This window comes from Sphingobium sp. MI1205, from assembly GCF_001563285.1.
Taxonomy (GTDB): domain Bacteria; phylum Pseudomonadota; class Alphaproteobacteria; order Sphingomonadales; family Sphingomonadaceae; genus Sphingobium.
In genome coordinates, this window is the sequence record NZ_CP005191.1 from 81,124 (window position 1) to 102,434 (window position 21,311).

25 protein-coding genes are annotated in these 21,311 nt (G+C 61.0%); 11 read left to right on the forward strand and 14 right to left on the reverse strand.

All coding sequences use genetic code 11. From position 1 onward, the window contains the following. Positions 1 to 565: 565 nt before the first annotated feature. The 4 genes from K663_RS21165 to K663_RS21180 form a co-directional block, all read right to left on the reverse strand. Complete coding sequence (locus tag K663_RS21165; protein ID WP_031297199.1) at positions 566 to 880, reverse strand: type II toxin-antitoxin system prevent-host-death family antitoxin; 315 nt, start codon at positions 878 to 880, stop codon at positions 566 to 568. A gap of 168 nt (positions 881 to 1,048) precedes the next feature. Beyond that, the gene (locus tag K663_RS21170) at positions 1,049 to 1,588 is read right to left on the reverse strand and encodes a DUF736 domain-containing protein (RefSeq protein ID WP_015460591.1); all 540 of its coding nucleotides are present in this window, start codon (positions 1,586 to 1,588) and stop codon (positions 1,049 to 1,051) included. 390 nt (positions 1,589 to 1,978) lie between these two features. Continuing rightward, entirely contained in the window at positions 1,979 to 2,263 is a 285-nt protein-coding gene (locus K663_RS21175) for a hypothetical protein (RefSeq protein ID WP_015460590.1), read from the reverse strand. An 11-nt stretch (positions 2,264 to 2,274) separates the two neighbouring features. Next, the gene (locus tag K663_RS21180; RefSeq protein WP_015460589.1) at positions 2,275 to 2,970 is read right to left on the reverse strand and encodes a hypothetical protein; all 696 of its coding nucleotides are present in this window, start codon (positions 2,968 to 2,970) and stop codon (positions 2,275 to 2,277) included. A 312-nt stretch (positions 2,971 to 3,282) separates the two neighbouring features. Here K663_RS21180 and K663_RS21190 point away from each other — a divergent pair, with 312 nt between their 5' ends. Continuing rightward, entirely contained in the window at positions 3,283 to 3,954 is a 672-nt protein-coding gene (locus tag K663_RS21190) for a type IV toxin-antitoxin system AbiEi family antitoxin domain-containing protein (RefSeq protein WP_020818773.1), read from the forward strand. Continuing rightward, positions 3,947 to 4,819 carry a nucleotidyl transferase AbiEii/AbiGii toxin family protein gene (locus K663_RS21195; protein WP_015460587.1) on the forward strand — a complete coding sequence of 291 codons (873 nt, stop codon included), beginning with the start codon at positions 3,947 to 3,949 and terminating at the stop codon, positions 4,817 to 4,819. Before K663_RS21190 ends, K663_RS21195 begins: the two co-directional genes overlap by 8 nt. Before the next feature lie 139 nt (positions 4,820 to 4,958). Here the strand turns inward: K663_RS21195 and K663_RS21200 are convergent, their stop codons facing one another. The 6 genes from K663_RS21200 to K663_RS21225 all read right to left on the reverse strand — a co-directional run bounded on the left by K663_RS21200 (position 4,959) and on the right by K663_RS21225 (position 7,535). Further along, positions 4,959 to 5,264, reverse strand: a complete 306-nt coding sequence (locus tag K663_RS21200; protein WP_015460586.1) for a DUF7673 family protein — start codon at positions 5,262 to 5,264, stop codon at positions 4,959 to 4,961. 4 nt (positions 5,265 to 5,268) lie between these two features. After that, complete coding sequence (locus tag K663_RS21205; protein WP_015460585.1) at positions 5,269 to 5,658, reverse strand: DUF6915 family protein; 390 nt, start codon at positions 5,656 to 5,658, stop codon at positions 5,269 to 5,271. A gap of 3 nt (positions 5,659 to 5,661) precedes the next feature. After that, on the reverse strand, positions 5,662 to 6,135 hold the full coding sequence (locus K663_RS21210) for a DUF6878 family protein (RefSeq protein WP_015460584.1): 474 nt from the start codon (positions 6,133 to 6,135) through the stop codon (positions 5,662 to 5,664). Beyond that, positions 6,132 to 6,650: a hypothetical protein gene (locus K663_RS21215; RefSeq protein ID WP_020818772.1), complete on the reverse strand. Its 519-nt coding sequence runs from the start codon at positions 6,648 to 6,650 to the stop codon at positions 6,132 to 6,134. The genes K663_RS21210 and K663_RS21215 overlap by 4 nt, the downstream gene beginning before the upstream one ends. A gap of 208 nt (positions 6,651 to 6,858) precedes the next feature. Continuing rightward, positions 6,859 to 7,272, reverse strand: a complete 414-nt coding sequence (locus tag K663_RS21220; protein WP_020818771.1) for a type II toxin-antitoxin system VapC family toxin — start codon at positions 7,270 to 7,272, stop codon at positions 6,859 to 6,861. Continuing rightward, positions 7,269 to 7,535: an antitoxin gene (locus K663_RS21225; RefSeq protein WP_020818770.1), complete on the reverse strand. Its 267-nt coding sequence runs from the start codon at positions 7,533 to 7,535 to the stop codon at positions 7,269 to 7,271. The genes K663_RS21220 and K663_RS21225 overlap by 4 nt, the downstream gene beginning before the upstream one ends. A 300-nt stretch (positions 7,536 to 7,835) precedes the next feature. Here K663_RS21225 and istA point away from each other — a divergent pair, with 300 nt between their 5' ends. Both istA and istB read left to right on the forward strand, forming a co-directional pair. Then, the gene (istA, locus tag K663_RS21230; protein ID WP_020818759.1) at positions 7,836 to 9,341 is read left to right on the forward strand and encodes an IS21 family transposase; all 1,506 of its coding nucleotides are present in this window, start codon (positions 7,836 to 7,838) and stop codon (positions 9,339 to 9,341) included. Next, positions 9,341 to 10,150: an IS21-like element helper ATPase IstB gene (gene istB, locus K663_RS21235; protein WP_020818758.1), complete on the forward strand. Its 810-nt coding sequence runs from the start codon at positions 9,341 to 9,343 to the stop codon at positions 10,148 to 10,150. The genes istA and istB overlap by 1 nt, the downstream gene beginning before the upstream one ends. A gap of 217 nt (positions 10,151 to 10,367) precedes the next feature. On the opposite strand, the gene K663_RS25335 is transcribed toward istB, so the two are convergent. The 3 genes from K663_RS25335 to K663_RS21250 all read right to left on the reverse strand — a co-directional run bounded on the left by K663_RS25335 (position 10,368) and on the right by K663_RS21250 (position 12,379). Continuing rightward, positions 10,368 to 10,730 carry a dioxygenase family protein gene (locus K663_RS25335; protein ID WP_062121841.1) on the reverse strand — a complete coding sequence of 121 codons (363 nt, stop codon included), beginning with the start codon at positions 10,728 to 10,730 and terminating at the stop codon, positions 10,368 to 10,370. A gap of 65 nt (positions 10,731 to 10,795) precedes the next feature. Continuing rightward, positions 10,796 to 11,224, reverse strand: a complete 429-nt coding sequence (locus tag K663_RS21245; RefSeq protein WP_021222964.1) for a DoxX family protein — start codon at positions 11,222 to 11,224, stop codon at positions 10,796 to 10,798. 216 nt (positions 11,225 to 11,440) lie between these two features. Beyond that, the gene (locus tag K663_RS21250; RefSeq protein ID WP_020818768.1) at positions 11,441 to 12,379 is read right to left on the reverse strand and encodes a LysR family transcriptional regulator; all 939 of its coding nucleotides are present in this window, start codon (positions 12,377 to 12,379) and stop codon (positions 11,441 to 11,443) included. A gap of 649 nt (positions 12,380 to 13,028) precedes the next feature. Between K663_RS21250 and wrbA the strand changes: the two genes are divergently transcribed. After that, on the forward strand, positions 13,029 to 13,631 hold the full coding sequence (gene wrbA / locus K663_RS21255; protein WP_020818767.1) for an NAD(P)H:quinone oxidoreductase: 603 nt from the start codon (positions 13,029 to 13,031) through the stop codon (positions 13,629 to 13,631). 256 nt (positions 13,632 to 13,887) lie between these two features. Here the strand turns inward: wrbA and K663_RS21260 are convergent, their stop codons facing one another. Continuing rightward, on the reverse strand, positions 13,888 to 14,811 hold the full coding sequence (locus K663_RS21260; RefSeq protein ID WP_020818766.1) for a LysR family transcriptional regulator: 924 nt from the start codon (positions 14,809 to 14,811) through the stop codon (positions 13,888 to 13,890). A 155-nt stretch (positions 14,812 to 14,966) separates the two neighbouring features. On the opposite strand from K663_RS21260, the gene K663_RS21265 reads away from it, so the two are divergent. The 6 genes from K663_RS21265 (at position 14,967) to K663_RS21290 (ending at position 21,271) form a co-directional block, all read left to right on the forward strand. Continuing rightward, the gene (locus K663_RS21265; protein ID WP_021222966.1) at positions 14,967 to 15,281 is read left to right on the forward strand and encodes a muconolactone Delta-isomerase; all 315 of its coding nucleotides are present in this window, start codon (positions 14,967 to 14,969) and stop codon (positions 15,279 to 15,281) included. Further along, complete coding sequence (locus K663_RS21270) at positions 15,278 to 16,444, forward strand: muconate cycloisomerase family protein (RefSeq protein WP_020818764.1); 1,167 nt, start codon at positions 15,278 to 15,280, stop codon at positions 16,442 to 16,444. The genes K663_RS21265 and K663_RS21270 overlap by 4 nt, the downstream gene beginning before the upstream one ends. A 98-nt stretch (positions 16,445 to 16,542) precedes the next feature. Continuing rightward, positions 16,543 to 17,970, forward strand: a complete 1,428-nt coding sequence (locus tag K663_RS21275; RefSeq protein WP_020818763.1) for a sodium:solute symporter family protein — start codon at positions 16,543 to 16,545, stop codon at positions 17,968 to 17,970. 75 nt (positions 17,971 to 18,045) lie between these two features. Beyond that, positions 18,046 to 18,927, forward strand: coding sequence for an MBL fold metallo-hydrolase (locus K663_RS21280; RefSeq protein WP_021224462.1), 882 nt, complete (start codon positions 18,046 to 18,048; stop codon positions 18,925 to 18,927). 335 nt (positions 18,928 to 19,262) lie between these two features. Next, the gene (locus tag K663_RS21285; protein ID WP_021224463.1) at positions 19,263 to 20,036 is read left to right on the forward strand and encodes a dioxygenase family protein; all 774 of its coding nucleotides are present in this window, start codon (positions 19,263 to 19,265) and stop codon (positions 20,034 to 20,036) included. 167 nt (positions 20,037 to 20,203) lie between these two features. Further along, a complete protein-coding gene (locus K663_RS21290; RefSeq protein WP_020818760.1) occupies positions 20,204 to 21,271 on the forward strand; it encodes a maleylacetate reductase in 1,068 nt (355 codons plus the stop codon). The last annotated feature ends 40 nt before the right edge of the window (positions 21,272 to 21,311 follow it).

A 21,311-nucleotide genomic window follows, 5' to 3' on the forward strand; every position in this document is an offset into this window, starting at 1 on the left:
CGGGCGATGGGCCTCCTGCTTTGCCCGGTCGCGGGCTCCGGTCAAGGCGGCCGCCAGTGGGCGCGGTGTGCGCCGACCGCCTCGATGATCCCGCGGGCCGCCTGCAGCCGGAGGCCGGGCCACATTCCAGAGACGATGAGATTGGCCGGCGGGTCCGTCCCGGGCGAGCGCGCCGGATCCCGCGCTTCGGCAGGAAGGGCGCCGCTGATCGCAGCCGTCACGGCGGCAGGTGATCACCGGTGCTGCGGTGGGGACTGTCACGGCCGCCGGATGGGAACCGGGAAGGTTCGGCTGTAACGGGGCGGATATCGAAGCCGAGCCAGGTGAAATGATTATACTGGTCGATGACCACTGACGTGCCGTGCGCGAGCCGGCGGGATCGCCAACGGCGTCGGGAATGGCCAGCTCCTGGCCCGCCTTGTCGCTCTTCGTGGCGATCGCGGCCGTGAAAGCGCGCTGACTCTGCACAGCGATCACAATGACTGGACGTGTCTTGATGCCCTCGTCCCGACCGGCCTACTGGTCACGGGTGAAGAGATAGACACAGTGGAGGATGTCGCCGACCTTAAGGAGCGGCGTCATCGTTCCAAACGTCCTGTCCTATTTCTTCGGCGGAGGGCTTCGCGGCCTCGAAAAGATCCCGATGCGCGTCGGGCATTTGATCGGCATCGGCGGCGTTAAGATCGAACACCGCAAGAATCTGTCCAGCGGCGAGCCGTTCGAAATAGGCGGCCTCGACAATAGTGATGTCTGGACGCCCATGTTTTGTGACGGTGATTGGTTCTCGCTGGCTGATATCCGGATATTGACCGGTATGATTGTGGAAGGCCGTCCGCGGAACTTTCTTCTTCGTTGTCGACCGCAAGGTTTCCGCATTCATGGCACGGTCCAGGCGGAATAATCGGCATATACCAAATATGGCAATTTTAGTAAGTTCGAGAAATACCGCCGCCAAACAAGAACAGGGTCCGCTTCGCGTGAAACGAAGCGGACCCTGCGGGAATCGTGCCCGGCCTGGAGGCGCGGGACCGGGCACGACGGGGGGATTTCAGCTGACGGTTTCGGGTTCCTCCACCTGTTCGGCCGTACGCTGACGACGCTGACGCCGGCCGCCTTCGGGCTGTTCGCCACCAAAGGCGTGCTCTGCCGACGACTGGCCGAGGCCGGCCTCGGCGCCCTGGGCCGGCGCGCCGGCGGTTTCGCCTTCGCCGGGCAGCGGCGGCAGCGCGTCATCGGCCTTGCGCGCCATCTCCGAGGCGAGGTCGCGCCGCCGCGTCGGACGCGACCAGACCACGTTGTAGCTGCCGTCCTCCTGGCGGAACGCGGAAATGTAAAGCGGCGCCGCCAGGCTCGGATCCTCGATCTTCCCGTTGAGGAACGCCTCGCCCGTGCCGTTCGAGAACAGCTCGAACAGCGCCCCAACCTGCACCCACGCCCGCGATGCCGACAGCGCCAGCACCTCGAACTTCGGCGCCTTCGGATTGGCCGAGTGCACCTCGCGCAGCGCAATCGTCATCGCAATCGTCAGCGTCTCGATCTTGCCGACGAAAATACCGCCTTCATTCTGCTTGATCGAACCAATGTTCATGGAAAGTCTCCTGGATGATGGTCTCGAACACTGTGTCCGGGACACCGTCCTTCCTCCCCCTCCTCTCCTCGGCCGTTCGGCCGAGCCAGCGCGCAAGCGCCATAGCCGAGGCCCGCGTCCGCGGCCTCGGGACGATCCGGTCGATCCATGGATCGATCCGAACAGCCCCCGCCTGGTCCCGGCCTGATCAACCCCACCCCCGACGCCAATCGTCGGGCAGCAGATCAGACGCAGGAGATGATCGGCCATCGCGAAACGCTCGCGCGTCAGGCCGCTGGCTTTGGCGAGTTGGCTCCAGGATGCCGGAATTCGACTGGGCTTCTTCCGTGCGCAGCTATTCCGCAGGACCGCAATCTGGGATGGTGGCCCGTCAACGGCGGACAGTCGCGTTCAGGCGTAGTGCGGCCGGACCTCGGGAAAGGCCGGGGGCGCCGTCCATTCGAAGACGATGGCAGTATAACGGCCGCCATCATAAAGGACGGAATCGACGCGGCGACGATGACGCTGTAGCCGTTCGAGCAGGCGGTTGGCGCGGTCAGCCAACTGGATGGCCCGCGCTTCGGTCGGCGCCAGCGCGAGAAGGCGGGCCAACTCGCCGGTGTCGTACCACCAGCCACCCTCTTCTGCTCCACCATAGGCGCGGTCAATCTCATAAAGGGCGATGATGTAGCGCATGTGCGGCTCCTTCAGTTGAGTGGGGCCGGGAGCGCCAGCCATTCGGGCTGGTCGTCGGCAATGGGCGGATCGAAGTTCGCGGCCTCGGCCTCGGAAAACACCGTGGCGCCAGCAAGCGAGCCGAAGCCCGAATGGCTGTTCCAGAAGAGCAGGCCGGCCTCTGCGTCGCGCGTGACAAGGACGTATCCGTCGACACCTTCGTGGTGACCGCGCGCGATAGCGCGATCGAGGAGCCGGGACGAACCTGCGAACTCGAGCCCGTCTTCGCGGATGACGACATAGCCGCCGCCGAACTCACCGGGGCGCAGGCGATCGCAATCGAGCGCATATTCGAAGCCAAACGGCAGAGCCGATTTCGCGGTCGCCTGGATCAGCAGCGCGGCGGTTTCGACATCGACCTGGTCGCCGTAGAACCAGACCTTGCAACGGCCTGACCCATCGGACGGATCGACCTGCAGCGAGAAGCTGAGGCGTGGATAATCGAGATCGCTGAAGATCGCGCGAAATCCACCGAAGGGATCGGCCTCGATCGACGGGAAGCACGACGTGAAGGATTCGCCGAGCGCGGCATAAGCTGCGGCAAGTTCATCCTGCTCGAAACCAGAATCATCGAGAATTCCTGTAGCATCTTCGATCTGGCGCAGGACTTCGGCCTCGGCCTCGGTAACGGTGAGCACAAAGCTCGCTTTGACGAAATGGTTGGCCATGTTCGCTCCTCGCGAAAAATAGGTTCGGGACAGTCAGGTCTCCGGCCTCGGAGACATGTCCTGCCCCTTCCCCCTTCCCTGCTCCTCTTTGCGTGCGCGAAGCGCAGATGCGGCGAGGCGCGCGGAGGAGAGCCTCGGTCTCGGTCAGTGGCTTACAGAAGGCGTGGGCACCGTCAGCGAGTCCAAGCGTATCGCCGACACCAGCACGTCGGGAGACAAGGCCTGCGGCGCGCCGGGGAAGGTTTTGCTCATTCTGGCCGCTCATCCGATAATTTCTGGAAACTTTCACAATTTGGAAGTATGAGGAAATTCATGTCATCCTTGGCACAGCAGATCACGGCAGCAGGGCTGGCCGACCATATCCTGAGCGAACGCCAGCTTGGGCGGTTGCTGGGCGGCGGGGATGCGCGGCGCTACGGCCTCGTAAACCGTGCCCTCAAGGATGGCTCCCTGCTTCGGGTGAAGCGCGGCACATATCTTCTGGGGCGAGACTATCGCAGCCAAACCGTACATCCCTTCGCCATTGCCCAGAGTCTCGTACCAGGCAGCTATATCTCGCTCGAAAGCGCGCTGACCTGGCATGGCTGGATTCCCGAAGCGGTTTTCACCACCGCCAGCGTGACACCGGGACGCAAAACGCTGCACTTCGACACGCCGGACTTCGGGGCGTTCAGCTTCCACCCTCTCGCCATTGCCGATTATCGGTTCCTGATCGGCGTTGATCGGGTCCAGATGGGCAAACTCACCGCCTTCGTCGCCCAGCCTTTGCGGGCGCTGATGGACTTGGTTGCCCTGCGCAAGGAACAATGGAGCGGGGTCGAATGGCTGACCCATGGCATGCGGATCGACCCGGACAGGCTCGTCTCGCTTCGACGAAAGGATTTCGCCAAGCTCAGATCCACCTACAAGCACAAGGCCGAGAACGCCTTTCTCGCCGCGCTCGAATACGCCGTCATGGCCCGAAAGGCTTCCAATCATGATTGACATCATCCAGGAAAAGCTGCGCAGCTACGATGCGGCCAACGCCCTCGAAGAGGAAAATGCCGTCAAGGAAATCCTCCAGGAGATCGCGCTTTACGCCCTGTGGCGCGGCGATTTCTTCGATGTCGCCCTGTTTCAGGGAGGCACCTCGCTGCGTATCCTTCATGGCCTGCCGCGTTTTTCAGAAGACCTCGATTTCCTCCTCCGCGCGCCCGATCCGGATTTCGATTGGTCGCCTTATCTCACGGTTCTGGTCGACGTGTTCGGCCAGTTCGGCCTGAAGCTCGACGCGCGGCCCAAGGCGAAAATGGACAGCGCGATCCGCCAGGCGCTCCTCAAGAATGATTCGATCGCCAGCCAGCTCGACCTTATCTTTGCCGGGACAGGCAAGCCCCGGACGATCCGCATCAAGTTGGAAATCGATGTCAATCCCCCCGCCGGCTCCGGCGAAGATGCCACCTATCTCGATTTTCCGGCCGACTATGAAGTGCGACATCAGGATCTGCCGTCCAACTTCGCGCTCAAGATCCATGCGCTGCTCTGCCGGGGCTTCCTCAAAGGTAGGGACTGGTACGATTTCTCCTGGTATGTCGCAAAGGGAACTGCCCCCAATCTGCCGCTCCTGCGCGCGGCGCTGATTCAAGCCGGACCGTGGGCTGGTGACGAGAGCATTGCCGTCAATATGCCCTGGCTGAAGGACGCGCTGGGCAGCACGATCGCCGGTCTCGACTGGAAAGCGGCGGCCGAAGATGTGCGCCGCTTCCTGCGTCCGGCTGAACTCAAATCGATCGACCTGTGGAGCGAGCGCTTCTTCATGGCGAAGCTGGACCGGCTGGTTCCGCCCCCCGGACAGAATGCGAATGCATGATTGCCCGTCGCCAGGGCAAGCGCTCGACGCCTGACTCAAGACCTATGGAACCGTGCGCGATGGCAACTCGGGTCATCTCCTGCCCGAGCAACAGTAGGAGATCGATAACGAGCGGGTTGCTCTGCACGTTGGAAAACTTCTAGTCGCCGAAATCCCGCCAGCGGCCGACCAGTTCGATCATCTCGGCCTTGCAGCCGAAGGCATCCGGATAGATCGCGCCTTCATGTTGACCGAGGAAACCGACGATCGTCGTGATGTGGGTCGCGATCGTCGCGTCGACGCCGAACAGATCGGCGATAGGAAAGTGCCCGCAATCCTCGCCGTTCCACCAGGCCAGAAGGAAGTTTGCGACCCGGCGTGATTGGCCGGTGTCGGATCGGGCAATTGCGATGAGACGATCGAGGGCGTTGTCTGCGGCGGCCTTGCTGAAGGGTCCCTGATCCATGAGATCAGGCTACAGCAGCGTTGGGTGCGGGTGAACCGGAAATAGCAGGATCCAGCCCCGGCGAGCCGGCGGGATTGCCGCGCAACATCCAGGGCATCGGCTGGATGAGCCGTGCCCAGTCGGCGAAAGACGGAATGCGCCCCAGATCTTCGGTGACGTGCGCCTCCCCGATCAGACGCACCGGCACCTGACGTCCGTCGCTGTTGCGAACGGTCACGCCAAAAATCGTCTCGAGCAGGAAAATCCCCTCGGCATGGTGCCTGAGCGCCCGGTGGCGCGGATCAGCGATGATCTTCTTGGATTCATCGAACCATTGATGAAGGGCGATATAGTCGCCCGGCACGCCGCCCCAGCGGCGCGCCGAGCTGAGCGCATGAAAATAGCAGTGAGACATGGATCACAGCTCCGTCTCGGTGGTGTCGTAGTCGATGAACCGGGCATTATGCGTGATGGTCACGCCTCCCGAGGCGACATCGATGACGATCTCTCCGTAGGCGCCCTCGCCATTTTCCCAGCCACCATGATGGTCGCAGACGGCATTTTCAGCAAAAGACGACAGGGCGTCCTCCAGTTGCAATGCGGAACTGCGAACGTTTCCACCATAGTCGACGGCGTAATGGTCGCACAGCACCGAAGGCAATTCCCGGACAGACTGGCCGCCATAGGCGGTGACATCGCCCATCATGCCTTCATCACCGCCACCATCATAGCTGATGTCGACGCGTGTGATACCATGCTCCCGCAGGATAGGCAGGAACGCGCTCTTGCAGCGCGCTTCGACACGCCGGACGGCGGCGGCATGCTCTGCGATCTCGGCCTCGATACGAGCCTGAATGGCGGCCTGGTCGGAGGTAAGTTGCGTCGGTATCATACTGGTGTCTCCTCAAGCGAGCGGTTCGCGGCCTCGGCGCAGCGAGGGTAGGCGGCGGCGAGATTGCGATGAAGGATCTCGAAGTCGGGAATGGGGAACCGTCCCAACGGGTCGGGCCGCGTCGCGAGCAACGCACCCATGACGATGTCGTCGATACGGTCCCGGTCGACCGCGGGGGCACGGCCGTCGTCGTAGCGGACCGGCGGCGCGAAACCGGCTTCGACCCAGCTGGCGAGACCGTCCTGGGCGGCCTCGACATAGGCCGCGACCGAGGGATCGCGACGATAAGCGCCCGCATCGACCTTGAGACCGAGCGTGCGATAGATGCCGAAGTCGTGCCGGTTGGTGATAAAGACGAGGGCACACCCGTCCGGGGGCGGGCCGAAGCGGGCGATGACGGCGGCCCGATAGGCGGCGACCTCAAGCCGGTTGAGGCGCTCGAAGTCGGGGGTGTGGCCGAGCTGCGCGCAATCCTCGTGTCCGGGCGCGCCGCCGAGGTCGATGATGTCGGACATGGCCTTCTCCTGTTGCGTGAACACAAAGGCACACCCCCCTCCTCTCTCCGGCCATGAGGTCAATGGACGGCAAAGGCCCCCCGATCCGCTATGGAGCTGAAGGTCATCTCAAGGGTTAGGGTCGATCGCGAAGCGTGTGGCGGCGGCCCGCCGCTGGAGCGAGCCGATGCGCTAGACGAAAGCCATGCGGTGATTGCCCGGCATCCGGTCAATGAAGGTCGGCGATCCAGTTCTCGACTTTGAGTGCGCGTATCCGCGAGAAGTCTGTGATATTCGCGGTCACCAGCACCGCTTCCAGGGCATAGGCATGGGCAGCGATGAACCAGTCATTTGGCCCGATAGGCTTGCCGGCTGCTTCCAGCTCTGCGCGAATACCGGCATATTCAGTGTCGGCGGGGACATCGAGGGCAAGGATCTGGAGGCTGTCCAGAATGGCCTCGATCTGCGCCAGCAGCCGCGGCGAACCCGCTCTGGCGCAGCCGTAGCGGAGTTCCGCCGCGGTGATGATGCTGACACAGATCGCATCCGGGCCCACTTCGGCGATGCGTGCGGCAACCGATCCTTGCGGATTGCGGGCAAGCTCGGAGACGGTATTGGTGTCGAGCATATAGAGCCCGCTCACAGGTCGATGGCCTTTATCGGGAGCAATGTGTCCTCGACATCGGGAAACTGATCATCGGGCCCGAGCGGCTGCAGGGATGCGAGGACTTCCAGAAGATTCTTGCGGCGTACCGGTTCGATAATGAGGCGGTCGCCATCGCGATGGATCATCACGCGGTCACCCGGAAGTTCGAAATCGGCAGGGATGCGCAGAGCCTGACTCTTGTTGTTCCGGAACAGTTTGGCTTCTCGTGGAGGGACGGAAACTGCTTTTTTCCGGGCCATATCGACCTCCTTTGCATATGCATGAACATATGCATTGTACTGGGGAAATGTCAAGATTGTAGCCCATGCCGGGTGTTGCCGTACCTGCGCGGCGACAACTACGATGGCCGGTTGAGCGGCGACTATGATGGCCGGTAGGATCGGTTGTCTGGTCTGATCGTAGGGAGGGGCGCAGCCCCGACCGGAGAGCGGACCAGACAACCGGTGGCGATCTTTTTCCCCTTCTTTCGGGGGGCAGATCGGGGCTGTGGCGGGCGGTGGTATCGGAACACTCATCGAACAACGAGCGATGGGTTTGCGATGCCGGGCCACCACATTTCCGATCAGCAGGTATTTCTCTTCATGACCCATCGTCGCCAACACACCCAGGCCGTCGCGGCTGCCAAGGCCGGTATCAGCGAACGCAGCGCACGCCGGATCGAGAACGATCCGCAGCTTCCGTCCCAGAAGAAGAAGGAGCGCCACTGGCGCACCCGCGCCGATCCGCTCGAGCCATTCTGGCCACGTATAGAGGAGTTGCTCCAGATCGACGGTATCATTGCCGTCACGGTCTTCGAGACGCTCCAGGACGAGTTCGGCGAGGATGCTGTTCCCGATGCGATACGACGAACACTGGAACGCCGGATCGCCCGCTGGCGGGCACTGCACGGCGGCGAGAAGGAGATCTTCTTCCCGCAGCATCATGAGCCCGGTCGGCAGGGCCTGTCGGATTTCACGGTATGCGACAGTCTCAAGGTCACTGTTGCCGGCGAGACCCTGGCCTATCGCCTCTACCACTTCCGCTTGGCGGCGAGTGGCTGGGAGCATGCGGCTGTCGTGCTGGGCGGGGAGAGCTTTGCCGCCCTTTCGGAGCACCTGCAGGATGCGTTGTGGAAGCTGGGCGGTGCGCCGGCCGAACACCGCAGCGATTCCCTGTCAGCCGCCTACAAAAACCTCAACGCCGATGCGCAGCGGGATTTCACCCGAAGCTATGACGAGCTGTGTCGTCATTACGGCATGCTTGCTACCCGCAACAACCGCGGCGAGGCGCACGAGAACGGATCGATCGAAGGTCCCCATGCCCATCTCAAGCGACGGCTCGATCAGGCCTTACGCCGGCGGGGCAGCCGCGATTTCGTTAGCATCGAGGCCTGGCGCGAGTTCGTTGAGGCGCAGGTCGCCAGACAGAACCGGCGACATGCTGCGCGCATCGATGCAGAACGCAGGGTACTCAAGGCGCTGCCCGCAAGGCGAACCACCGATTTCGCCATGGTCACCGTCGATGTCACCCGCAACGGCACCGTCGCCATCGATCGGGTTACCTATTCGGTGCCTTCCCGCCTCGTCGGACGGCGCCTCAACGCGCATCTCTTTGACGATCGCATCGAGCTCTTCCTCGGTCCAGACAGGGTAATGTCCACGCCGCGTGTGCGGATCAGTCATCCCCACCGGGGGCATAGCATCGATTTCCGGCACATGATCGGTAACCTGCGCCGCAAGCCCGGTGCACTGCGCAACCTCGTCTACCGCGAAGCCCTCTTCCCCGATCACGCCTACCGGCGGGCCTGGCAAGCCTTCGATGCCCAACTCGATGGACGGCAGGCCTGCCGCGATGCCGTCGCGCTGCTCGATATCGCCGCCAGGGGCGACTGTGTCGACGTGCTGGCCCGGCGGATCGATGAGGCTCTCGACAGCGGGCGCTTGCCCGATGTCGATGCGCTCAGGGACGAGTTCCTGCCAACCGCAAGATCGCAGCGCGATGTCGCTATCCCGCCACCCGATCTGCACAGCTACAACAGCCTGATCGCCAGCGGGGAGGTGCACTGATGACCCGCACCAAGGATCAGGCCGCCGCCGTACTGCCTACCCTGCTCAAGGCCTTGCGCCTGCCGAGCATCAACCGCAACTGGAAGCACCTCACCGACACCGCCGATCGCGATGGCTGGCCGGCCGCCAACCTGCTGGCCTCGCTTCTCGAGATCGAGATGGCTGATCGCTCCTCCCGGCGCATCCAGCGCCATCGCGACCAGTCCGGCTTGCCCGCAGGCAAGACCTTCGCCACCTTCGATTTCGACGCCGCCCCCGGCATCCGCAAACCGCACCTCTTGTCCCTCGCCGCCGGTGACGACTGGATCGAGAACGGCGGCAACCTGCTGCTGTTCGGCCAGAGCGGGACCGGCAAGACGCACGCAGTTGCCGCCATTGGCCATGCCCTCATCGACACGGGGCGGCGCGTCCTGTTCTGCTCCACCACCGACATGGTCCAGAAGCTCCAGTCCGCGCGCCGCGACCTCAGCTTGCCCGCCATGCTCGACAAGCTCGACAAGTTCGATCTCATCGTGCTCGACGATCTGTCCTACGTCCGCAAGGACCAGGTCGAAACCAGCGCCTTGTTCGAGCTCATCGCCCACCGCTACGAACGCCACTCGCTCGCCATTACCGCCAACCAGCCATTTTCGGCATGGGACAACGTCTTCCCTGATCCCGCCATGGCTGTCGCCGCGATCGACCGCCTCGTGCACCACTCGACCATCATCGAGATGAACGGCGAAAGCTACCGCAAGCGTTCCGCCGTCGCCCGCATCAACGCCGGCGATTACGACCCGCCCAATGGCGCCCCGGACCGGCCATCATAATTGTCGCTGGCTTCGCGCTCGGGAGCACCCTTGCTGAGGCAACGGGTAATTGTCGCCAGCGGCAATTACATGCCAACCATCCCATGCGCTTCAAACCCTCGCTTCCGGCCAGCGCCAGCGACAATTACCCAGCGTCGTAATTGTCGCTCGACGGTTGCTCCTCGCAACAGCAAATGGTAGCCAGAATTCACCAACCGGCGCGGCCACCTATCGGCCATCAAAATTGACGCCGACCGGACTCCGTAATCGTCGCGCTACAGCCGCGAAACTCGTTTGCCGCACTCGGTATGCTTTGTTCGTGCAGAAGGGAGCGTACGCGCTCGACCAGATGGGCAGATCCCGGAGCCGGGTAACGCATCTCGTAAAGTGCGTCAGGAAAGCCACCGAAATCATGAATTGTAGTGTGTCGGTCGAGGCCGTTGAGGGTCACAACACTCTCTTCCCAGTGCGCCGATATGATCAGGATCGCGGTCGGTCGAAAGGGGAGAAGCGCGGGCAGAGATTCGAGGAACGACCGCGCCGGACTGTCGCCAAGCGCAAGGCTTGGAGCACCGTGGCTAATGAATATGCTTGGGAGCATCGATTGAACCGCCAGAAGAGAGTTTATACGGGGATGGCATTACGGGCTGCGGGCGGAGAGCAGCTTCAGGTGATCGCAGGGTTGATAACGGTCCCAGGAAGCGGTGTCGGCTTCAATGCGTAGAGCCCATCGCCGATCAGAGCCTGGACTATGAGGGTGAGCGCCCAGAAGGCAGGAAATTCCCAACCCCCATTGGGATTGTTGAAGAAGAAGCCGGCGCCGGCATGCACCGTTGCAATCGCGCCGAGCAGGATTGGGATAAGGCCCAGCGCCACGATGCGCGGATAGATGCCGAGGAGCAGTGCAATTCCGCCAAGCGTTTCCGCTGTCATCACCAGATAAGCGATGAACCCTGGTACGCCGACCGACTCGAAGAATTGCGCCGTTCCGGCCGGCGTGAACACGAAGATCTTCATGCCTGCATGTGCGAGGAAGAGGCCGCCAAGGGCGGCACGCAGCACCGTGGCACCGATCATTCCGGTGTGGACTTTCATAGCATCGCTCCATCGACGCGACCGATGACAAAGGCATTGCCGTCGGTTGCGATGTCTGTCGCCGTGGAGTTCCGAACTGGATTTGCTCGGCTAGCTCTTAGCGGCGGGCGGAGCCGTCTCCGCCGATGCCGTGACAGGTAATCTGCTTCCCACCTCGCGATAATCTGCAAAAATGTGCGGCGTTATCACACCGCCAGTGTGAACCGAAGCGAGCGATCAGTTCCTGTCGGTTGTCTGATCGATGCGTCGCTGCCACGGTGGGGTGCCAGCAAAACGCTTGATAAGGAAATCAATGAAGACGCGCACCTTCGCGGGGAGATGCTCGTTCGGAGGGTACACTGCGTAGATGTTGCCGAGATCGAACGGAGGATGGTCGAGTTCGAGAATTTCGAGCCGACCATCTGCAACGGCATCGGCAACGATGAATGTGGGCTGGTAGACGATCCCCATACCGGCAATGGCCGCTGCGACAAGTGCGTCGCCGTTGCCGGCGCGAAGCGGCCCCGAGACAGGCACCTTGATATCGCCGTTGCTTCCAAAACTCCACGAACTGGGTCCGACAGCGTGGGACAGGGTGTAGCCAAGGCAGCGATGATCGCCGAGATCGATTACCGTCTTGGGGCGTCCGTGTTTTCTGAGATATGCCGGCGATGCGCAGACCGCCATGTGACAAGGCGCGAGACGGCGCGCAATCATGGGCGAGTCCTGTAGTCGTCCGATACGTATGGCGAGATCCCATCCTTCCTCCACGAGATCGACAAGACGATCGTTCACGCCAAGATCGATTGTCAGGTCTGGGTGAGCTTTGGAAAGGTCGTTCAAAATGGGCGCGATTTCGCTTGTGCCGAATGAAACCGGAACATTGACCCTGAGCAGTCCCCGCACCACTAGTTTGTCGGCTGCCGCTTCGGCTTCCGCTTCTTGAAGTTCGGCGATGATGCGTTCCGCGTTTTGCACGAAAGTGCGCCCGATTTCAGTCGGGGTCACTTTGCGTGTCGTGCGGTGCAGAAGCCGCACGCCGAGCCGCTGCTCGATAGCAGCGACATGTTTGGTCGCCATGGTCGGCGACATGTCCAAAGCCCGAGCTGCACCCGACAAGCTGCCCAGCTCGACGACTTTAAGCAGGACCTGAATCCCCTGGAACCTATCGAGCAAGCGACTATCCTCACACTGATGGTGTCAAATCTTCGCTCTAGGTAAGAAATTATGCCTCGCCTTACAATGAATAAGGTCGCTCCACCGGTGTGAGGTAACTTTCGTGCCCGAGTGAAGCGACGCTGGGGGCGGGGTCGCGGGTCGAATGGTCTCGCACCGTCCGGCTCGATGATGAGGTGCTGTGCGGAGAGAATTTCCTGCAATTGCGATCGCAAGGGAGTTTGCGTGATCGTCAATGCGTCCGACCCGCCGAACAGCAAGCTGGGCGGCTGCTTAATCTCAAGGGGCGAGCTGGAGTGATCGGCGACCGGTCTCATTGCCACCTATCGGGCGCAAGAAAGTGTCTTCGTACCTCTGGTGAGAGCAGAACTCCGTCTCGGTGGGATTATCCCATTGAAAGGCGATTGTTAGCTTAGGCGACACCCTGATGAACTGCCGTCAGAGGCAAACCGGACCGTATGGAAGCGGCCTGGCGCGCTTGCCTGCAGGCCTACGGGTGGCGCTTCGAGCGCTGCAATCCGGCGCGAGTAGATAAGGCAGAACGACAATGACGCTTCGATCGATTGTGCGCGTGTTGGGATTGTTGCGCGAGGCGTCTGCTCAAACCAGTGCCGCGGCATCCTCCCGGCCCGCCAATAAGGAATCAACAATGACCAAGGTGCTTGTCCTCTATTACTCGTCTCACGGTCATATAGAGGAGATGGCCTATGCCGCCGCCGAAGGTATCCGGTCGGTCGGCGTGGAGGCGATCGTGAAACGGGTTCCGGAGACGACCCCGGAAGAGATCGCGCAAAAAAATGGCTTTAAGCTTGACCAGAAAGCCCCCATCGCGACCGTCGATGAGCTTGCCGAGTATGATGGCATCATCCTCGGCTTTCCGACGCGCTTCGGCACCATGCCGGCGCAGATGAAGGCGTTTCTCGATCAGACTGGCGGGCTTTGGTATGAGCGTAAACTCGTCGGAAAAGTGGGGTCAATCTTCACGTCGTCCGGCACGCAACATGGTGGGCAGGAATCGACGATCCTTGGAAGTATTCCGGTGTTGCTCCATCATGGCATGATCATCGTTGGACTTCCCTATACCGCGCAGGGTCAGATGCGCCTTGACGAGATCACCGGCGGTTCCCCGTATGGCGCGTCGACGATTGCTGCGCCGGATCGCTCACGCCAGCCTTCCACCAATGAGCTGGAGTTAGCATCGCTGCAGGGGAAGTTCGTCGCGGAAGTTGCACGGAAGCAAGCGGCGGCCTGAGCACGGTCCTGAGGGGCCTGTCGATGCTTCTCAGGGTAGATGCGTTAGACAGCTGGCGGGTAATCACGGCGAAACGATCGCGCTCAGCGCGTGGACGGATACCCGCCAGCTGGAAACGACAGGTGATGATGCGCCGGCATAGGCGAGGGGCATGAACACCACATGCTGCCCGACATCGGCCGCTCGGCCGTCGCGGAAAAATCTACACAAACCCCGACCAGAAAATACCGGAGGTGGCGTGAGTCCCGTGGGAACCTTAGCGCTTCTTCCCGACCTTTCGGGGCTCCTGGGCGCGTTTGACCGGCTTCTTGTCGCTGAGGCTTCGCATGAAGGCGGAGAGGATCGGGGTCGTGTTCGCCTTGAGATAGGCACAGTGGGTTGGCGATGTGATGTTCGGTTCGGCCAGCCTGACGAAGGTTACGCCAGGCATGCGGATGCTCGTGACCGCTTCGGGAGCGATACAGATACCCGAGCCGATCGACACGAGCGCAAGCGCCGATGTTTGATCCTCCGCTTCGGCGCCGATAACAAGATTGACGCTTGCAGCCGACAGGGCGCTCAGAACAGCATCTGCGAAGCTCGGCCGATTTCCGGATGGGAACAGGATGAGCGAACGCCCGATAAGATCGGGAAGCCTCAGAGACGTTGCATGAGCAAGGTTGTCTTCGACCGGAAGTGCGACATAGAGCGGTTCTTCGGCAACCGTCATGACCTCAATGTCAGGTGCGGGATTGAAATAGCGGCTAAATCCGATGTCGATCGCTCCGGAACGAAGAGCTTCCTGCTGGCGATCCTTTCCCATGCTGACGAGGACGATTTGCGCAAGCGGGACTTGGGCACGGAAGCGGCGCAAAATCATAGGCACGGCTTGATAGATGGACGAGCCAAAGAACGCGACGGTGAGGCGGCCGATCTCGCCGCGGTCGGCCGCGCGGCTGCGTTCACCAGCGCGGCGCGACCGCTCAATGATCTCGCGGGCCTCTTCGAGAAAGACGCGGCCGGCTTCAGTGAGAATTGCCCCCCTCGGCGTGCGCACGAAAAGCGTGACCTTCAGCTCTTGCTCAAGCGCATGAATCTGTCGGGTAACAGGGGGCTGTGTGACGTGGACGCGCTGCGCCGCGCCGCCAAAACTGCCCTCTTCGGCGACTGCAATGAAATAGCGCAACTGTCTCAATTCCATCGTAACTCCAGTCATTCCGAAAAGGTATCGCTGAGCGCCTCATATAGTATTTTACAGAAAGAGCCTGGCTTTCGATAGTGCCCGTCAGCAATCAATTGCGCACGAGATGTTGTGACGATTGCCGAATAGAAACGAGAACACGGGCAGGTATTGAAATGTTTTATCTAGTGCGAATGGTGGTCTCTCCGCCTTATGGCATGCCGCCGGAAGAATTCGAGAGACTGAAAGCTGAAGAGAAGGAAGTCGGGATCCGACTTCAACGTGAGGGGATCTGGAAGCACATCTGGCGAGTAGCGGGGGCGTACGCGAACGTCTCGATTTTCGAGGTCGATAGCGTCGAGCAGCTTCACTCGGCAATCAGCAGCCTGCCTTTCTTTCCATTCTTAAGTGTAGAGGTGACGCCGCTCGTGCCGCATCCCTCATCGATCAACCCCGCCGACAATCCACTCCTGAAGGAGGGCAGAGCATGAACGAGATGGTTTCTCCGATCGTCGCCACGACTAACTTGGCAAAGGACGCCTTGCGCATCCGCGCCGTCAAAACCACGATCGTCGATTTGCCGATCCGCAGGGCGCACCAGTTCGCCAAGGCAAAGATCAGCTCGCAGGCATTCCTGATCGTCGAGATCGAGACTGAAAGCGGCATCACGGGGCTCGGCGAAGGAGCTACGCCCGGTGGACCATGGTGGAGCGGCGATAGCATCGAGACGATGAAGGTGATGATCGACACCTATCTGGCGCCGGCGATCGTCGGACAGAGTGCGGGTGACGTCACGGCGCTCCACGGTCTGATGAACAAGGTCGCGTTCGCAAACTATTTTGCCAAGGCGGCGGTCGACATCGCTTTGTGGGACATCGTTGGCAAAGCGCTTAACGCACCCGTCCACGCCTTGTTCGGGGGCATGGTTCGCGACAGCAGCGAGATCAGTTGGGCCCTGGCGACCGGCGAGGCGGATACCGACATCGCCGAAGCCGAGGACATGATCGCCCGCAAGGCCGCGAAGGTATTCAAGCTCAAAGGTGGGGCAAAGCCGCCTCAGGCAGACGTCGAGCGTGCCGTAAAAGTCGCCAAGGCGCTGGCAGGCCGCGCGGAGGTGAGAATCGATCTCAACCAGGTGTGGGATGAGACGACCGCCAATCGGTGGATTCCGGCGCTGATCGATGGCGGAATCAGCCTGCTCGAACAGCCGGTACAGGGCTGGAATTTCGACGGTTTGAAGCGGATCCGCGAACGCTTCGGCATCAAGGTCATGGCGGACGAGAGCGTCTGCACGCTTCAGGATGCGATGCGGCTCGCGGGCAGCGCTGCGGTGGACGTCTTCGCCTACAAGGTAATGAAGTCGGGCGGCCTGACTGCGTGCAGGCAGATCGCCGGCATTGCCGAGGCCGCTGGCATTGCGAGCTATGGCGGTACTTTCCTTGAAAGCTCGATCGGCACGTCTGCCGGCCTGCAGGTCGCAGCGGCCGAGCGCAGTGTCACGTTCGGCTCCGAGTTCATCGGAGGCATCTGGCTTGCTGACGAAATCGTCACCGAACCCCTGGTCTACAGGGACTTTCACGTTTTCGTACCGACAAGGCCAGGCATCGGCATGACGCTCGATCGCGACAAGTTCGAGCATTATCGCCGCAAGTGAGCGACGAGCAGACCACATAAAGAGCCCCCCGATCGGCGAGTAAGCCTTCGCCGATCGGCTTTCTGCTTTCTAAGCCAAAAACATAATGGGGAGGGGCCATGTCATTCCAGGTTTCGACGATCGGGATCACACTCATTTATATGGCCGCCGTCGGGCTGATTGCAGCTTATGTGCGCCGCTCGGCAATCACCGCTGCGGGCTACACCGAAGGCGGGCGTCAGTTTCCCGCCATCATAATCGGGTTCTTGATGGTGTCGGAGTTTATCGGCACGGCGGTGAGTGTAGGCACCGCGCAGCTCGGCTATTCAAAAGGGATTTCGGCTGCATGGAACGTGTTTGCGTTGGCGCTGGGATTTGTCCTCTTGGGTCTGATCCTGGCACGCAAGTATAAGGAGCTCGGACTTAACACGATCTCAGGTGTGCTCGCCTCGCGTTACGGCCAGAACACACGTATCGCGGCCTCCGTACTGACGATCTGCGCGCTCGAAATTATCGCGGTGTCGATCTATGCGAGTGGCGGCGCGGTGCTTTCCGGAATTCTCGCGATCGGCAAGCCGACCGCGGTCATCGTGGTCGGCGTGCTTTCAGTCGGCTATGTCAGTGTCGGTGGCATGCGCTCGGTGGTCTACACCAACGTTTTGCACGCATCGATCAAATATCTCGGCATCGTGATCGCGATGATCTACGGGCTTTCGTTGACCGGAGGCGTGACGGCCCTCGCCACGAAGCTCCGTCCAGAAATGTTTGTCTGGGACGCCGTCGGTTGGTCCCAGATCGGGGCCTGGATGATCGCCGGGATCGGCTCGATTTTTGCGACCCAGCACGTCATCCAGGCGCTTTACACTGTGCCCAATGTACGAGCTGCCCAGAAAGCGTGTTTCTATTGCGCCGCGGCGATGGTGCCTTTCGGAATCCTGACGGCAGCCGTCGGGATGGCGTCGGCGGCTTTGCATCCGGGCATCAATCCTCTGCAAGCGTTTCCGAGCCTCATAGCCGATATGGACCGTCTGAGCGCTGGTATCGTCGTGGCAGGCTTGGCGGCCTCGCTGTTCGGAACGATTTCGGCTGTTAGCATTGGCGCAGCGACGTTGCTGATGAAAGATTTCTTCGAACCGCTATTCAACAAGGAAAGGGATGAGAGGCGATCCGTCCGGTTCCTCAAGGTCGCCACGATTATCGTTGGCCTCTTGCCAGTTGTCATCGCACTCGGCGCGAACAACGTTCTCCACATTGCTTACCTTGGAAAGGGGCTCCGTGCGGCGCTGGCCGTTCTCGTGCTGCTGGCTTTCTATGCTCCAAGCTTCAGCAACGGGAGTGGCGCATTCATCGGGATCATCGTGACCCTCCCAGCGACCGTGGTCTGGTACATGCTCGGCGATCCGTACGGCATCGACAACGCGTACGTCGCGCTTGCATGCCCGGTAATCGTTATGGGCCTGTTTCATCTGACTTCGCGGCGAACCGCCCCGATTGTGACAGGAAACGGACCCTTACCCGAACAGCAGGTTGTGGCGAACACCGAATGAATCAAAACCGGGATGCCGCGCCAGTCCGTCTGAGCGGCGTGGGTGGCCGTCAGGAATAACGTGAGGCAGTTGGAAATGAAAAAGATCGTTGTCGGCGCCGTCGAAATCACGCGAGTTGAGGAGAGCCTTGCACCCAGTTTCGAGCCTGCTTTCCTGTTCCCGGAGTGGCGGCCAGAGTATCTGGAGCAGTATGGGTGGATGGAGCCTCACTTCTATGACCGGGGGGCTGGCAAGTTCATGTCATCGATCCATAGCTGGGTGATCCGCACGAAGCATCATTTGATTGTGGTCGACACCTGCGCTGGCAACGACAAGAGCCGGCCATCGTTCGAACGGTTCAACATGTTGCGTAGTTCTTATCTGGAGCGACTGCAAAGCGCCGGCATACGTCCTGAGGACGTCACGCACGTCCTGTGCACGCATCTTCATCTCGATCATGTCGGCTGGAACACACGCCTACTCGATGGACGCTGGGTGCCAACGTTTCCGCAGGCGAAATACATCCTTTCGAGGCGTGAGTGCGAATTCTGGGATACGCGCAGCGGAGAGGGAGGGAAACTCCCGATCAACGACAACGTATTCGAGGACAGCGTCAGGCCGATCCTGGACGCGGGGTTGGCAGAGTTGATCGATCCTCCCTTTCAGCTGACGGACGAGCTGACGATCGAGGCAGCGCCGGGGCATTCGCCGGGCCATTGCATATTGGTGCTTCGAAGCGGCGGCGAGACGGCGATCTTCTCGGCGGACACGATGCATCAGCCGGTGCAGATCTACGAACCACATCTCAACAGCCGTTTCTGCGCCGATCCCGAGCTTGCTCGGCAATCGCGGCAGGCCGTCCTCGAACAATGTGCATGCTCGAACGGCTTGCTTTTGCCGGCGCATTTTGGGCGACCCCATGTTGGCCGCGTCAGTGAGCGGGCGGGCGGCTTTGCTTTTTCCTGCGACAAAGTCTGAGCACAATATGGTCAAAAGTTGATAGCGGCGTCGCTGGCGTCGGCGCGGGCAGAATGCCGACAGAGCGCGTTCCTGCACTGTGCGGGCATTGTCTCCGCATCATCGGTAAACGCGCTGTGGTCCGATCGCGCCACTCTACTTGCGAAGACTTTGATCGACATGATGAGGGAACGTTGACCCGGGCACGATTATCCGCCCAGGGGGCGTTTATGTCACTCCAGAAGGCGATACGATTTCGGTATGGCCAAAGACCCGAAAAGGAATTTGAAAAAATGTCTCGGGTGTAAAATATTGGTTCTTGAGAATAGAAACGGATCTCCTGAGAGGATCGGAAAATGGCAGACGAAGCTCGTATAAACGCAGTGGTCAGCGATATCGTGGATGGAGTGCGCGCGGCTCTGTTCAAGCACGATGTGACGTTCGACGAATACAGGGTGGCGCTGGCGTTTCTGCTTGATGCCTTCGAAAAGAACGACGTGCCGCTACTGATGGACGTCTTCTTCAACACGACGATCGTGAAAATCGAGGGCAAACTGATGGGAGGCTCTAAGCCTTCGCTGGAAGGTCCTTATTATCTGGAGAATGCGGCTGTCGTCACGGACCGCCTTCCAATGCGCGACGAGGATCAGCACCACACTGCGATGCAGCTGCGCGGTCGAGTGACCGGGATGGATGGGCGGCCGCTCGCGCGTGCCACGATCGACGTTTGGCATTCGACCCCGGAAGGCCGGTATAGCGGTATTCATGATGGAATTCCGCCGCACTATTATCGCGGCAAGATCGTCACTGACGCTGATGGCCGCTACAACGTGCGGTCGATCATGCCGATCCCGTACCAAATTCCTAACGAAGGGCCCACCGGTGCGCTGCTCACGGCGATGGGGCGGCACTCCTGGAGGCCAGCTCATGTCCATTACAAGATCTCGGCCCCTGGCATGCATACACACATCAGTCAGGCCTACTTCGAAGGCGGCGCGTACGTCGAAGACGATTGCTGCGAGGACGTTTGCGAGGAGCATGTTGTCGCCGAGAAGGTGGAAGACGGTGTGCGCATCGTCGAAGTGGACTTCGTGATCCCGAAAGCGACGGAAAAGGCGCAAGCCGCCTGAGCGGTTTCGTGAGCCGCCTTTGAGCGGCGACGCATCTTCCATCCAACGACAACAAAGCGATCCGGCGTGTTGCCGGATCGAACCTTTTACCGCGGGCCATTGAGCGCTGGTCCGCATGGCGGCGGCCGGGCTGGCTCGAGCCAAGATCAAGGGCGTGAGAGATTGAGATGCAATTGAGTTTCACTTACGAGGCCAATCCAGGACGAACGATATTCGCGCCGGGTAGCCTGGCTTCGCTCGGCGATGAGCTTACGCGGCTTGGTTTCAGTCGTGCGCTGATCATCTGCACGCCGCCTCAGCGCGATTTGGCCGAGCGGATCAACGCGATGCTCGGCGATCGTAGTGCCGGAATCTTCGATGGCGCCCTGATGCACGTCCCATTCGAGACCGTCGTCGCCTGTCGAGACGTGGCGCTAAAGAGCTTGGCCGATTGCACGGTCGCAATCGGCGGTGGATCGACGACGGGTCTCGCCAAGGCTCTAGCGCTTGAAGACGGCCTTCCGATCGTGGCGGTCCCTACGACCTATGCAGGCTCCGAAATGACCCCGATTTGGGGAATGACGAAGGATCGGCGAAAGGTCACGGGGCGCGACAAGGCGGTACTGCCGAAAACGGTCATTTACGATCCGGAGCTGCTGGTGTCGCTGCCGGCTTCTATTACCGGGCCGTCCGGGCTCAATGCGATCGCGCACGCGGTTGAAGCTCTTTACGCGCCGGAAGCCAATCCCATCACGTCGCTAATGGCGGAGGAGGCGATCCGGGCGATCGGACAGGGCCTTCCGAAATCGATTGAGACGCCGAACGACATCGGCGCGCGCTCTTCGACGCTCTATGGCGCTTGGCTCGCCGGCGCGACACTCGGCATGGTTGGCATGGGCCTCCATCATAAGATTTGCCACACGCTTGGGGGTACGTTCGATCTGCCGCATGCCGATGTTCATGCGATCGTCCTTCCGTATGTCGCCGAGTTCAACGCGAGCGCCGCGCCTGGCGCGATGGCGCGCGTGGCGATGGCGTTGGGCGGCTTGGCGGCAAGCGACGCAGGACGGTGTCTTTACGATCTTCGCCGGAAAACGTGCCCAAAGCAGTCGCTTGCTAGTTTGGGAATGGCGCAATCCGATATTCGGCATGCCGCGGAACTGGCCAGCGCGGGCAGCTATCCAAACCCCAGGATCGCCTCGGCCGACGATGTCGAACGCATCATTATCGAGGCGTTTCACGGTCTGCAGCCCTGATGTCGCGCACAGCTGGGATCGCTCTTGGAGACTTTATGGA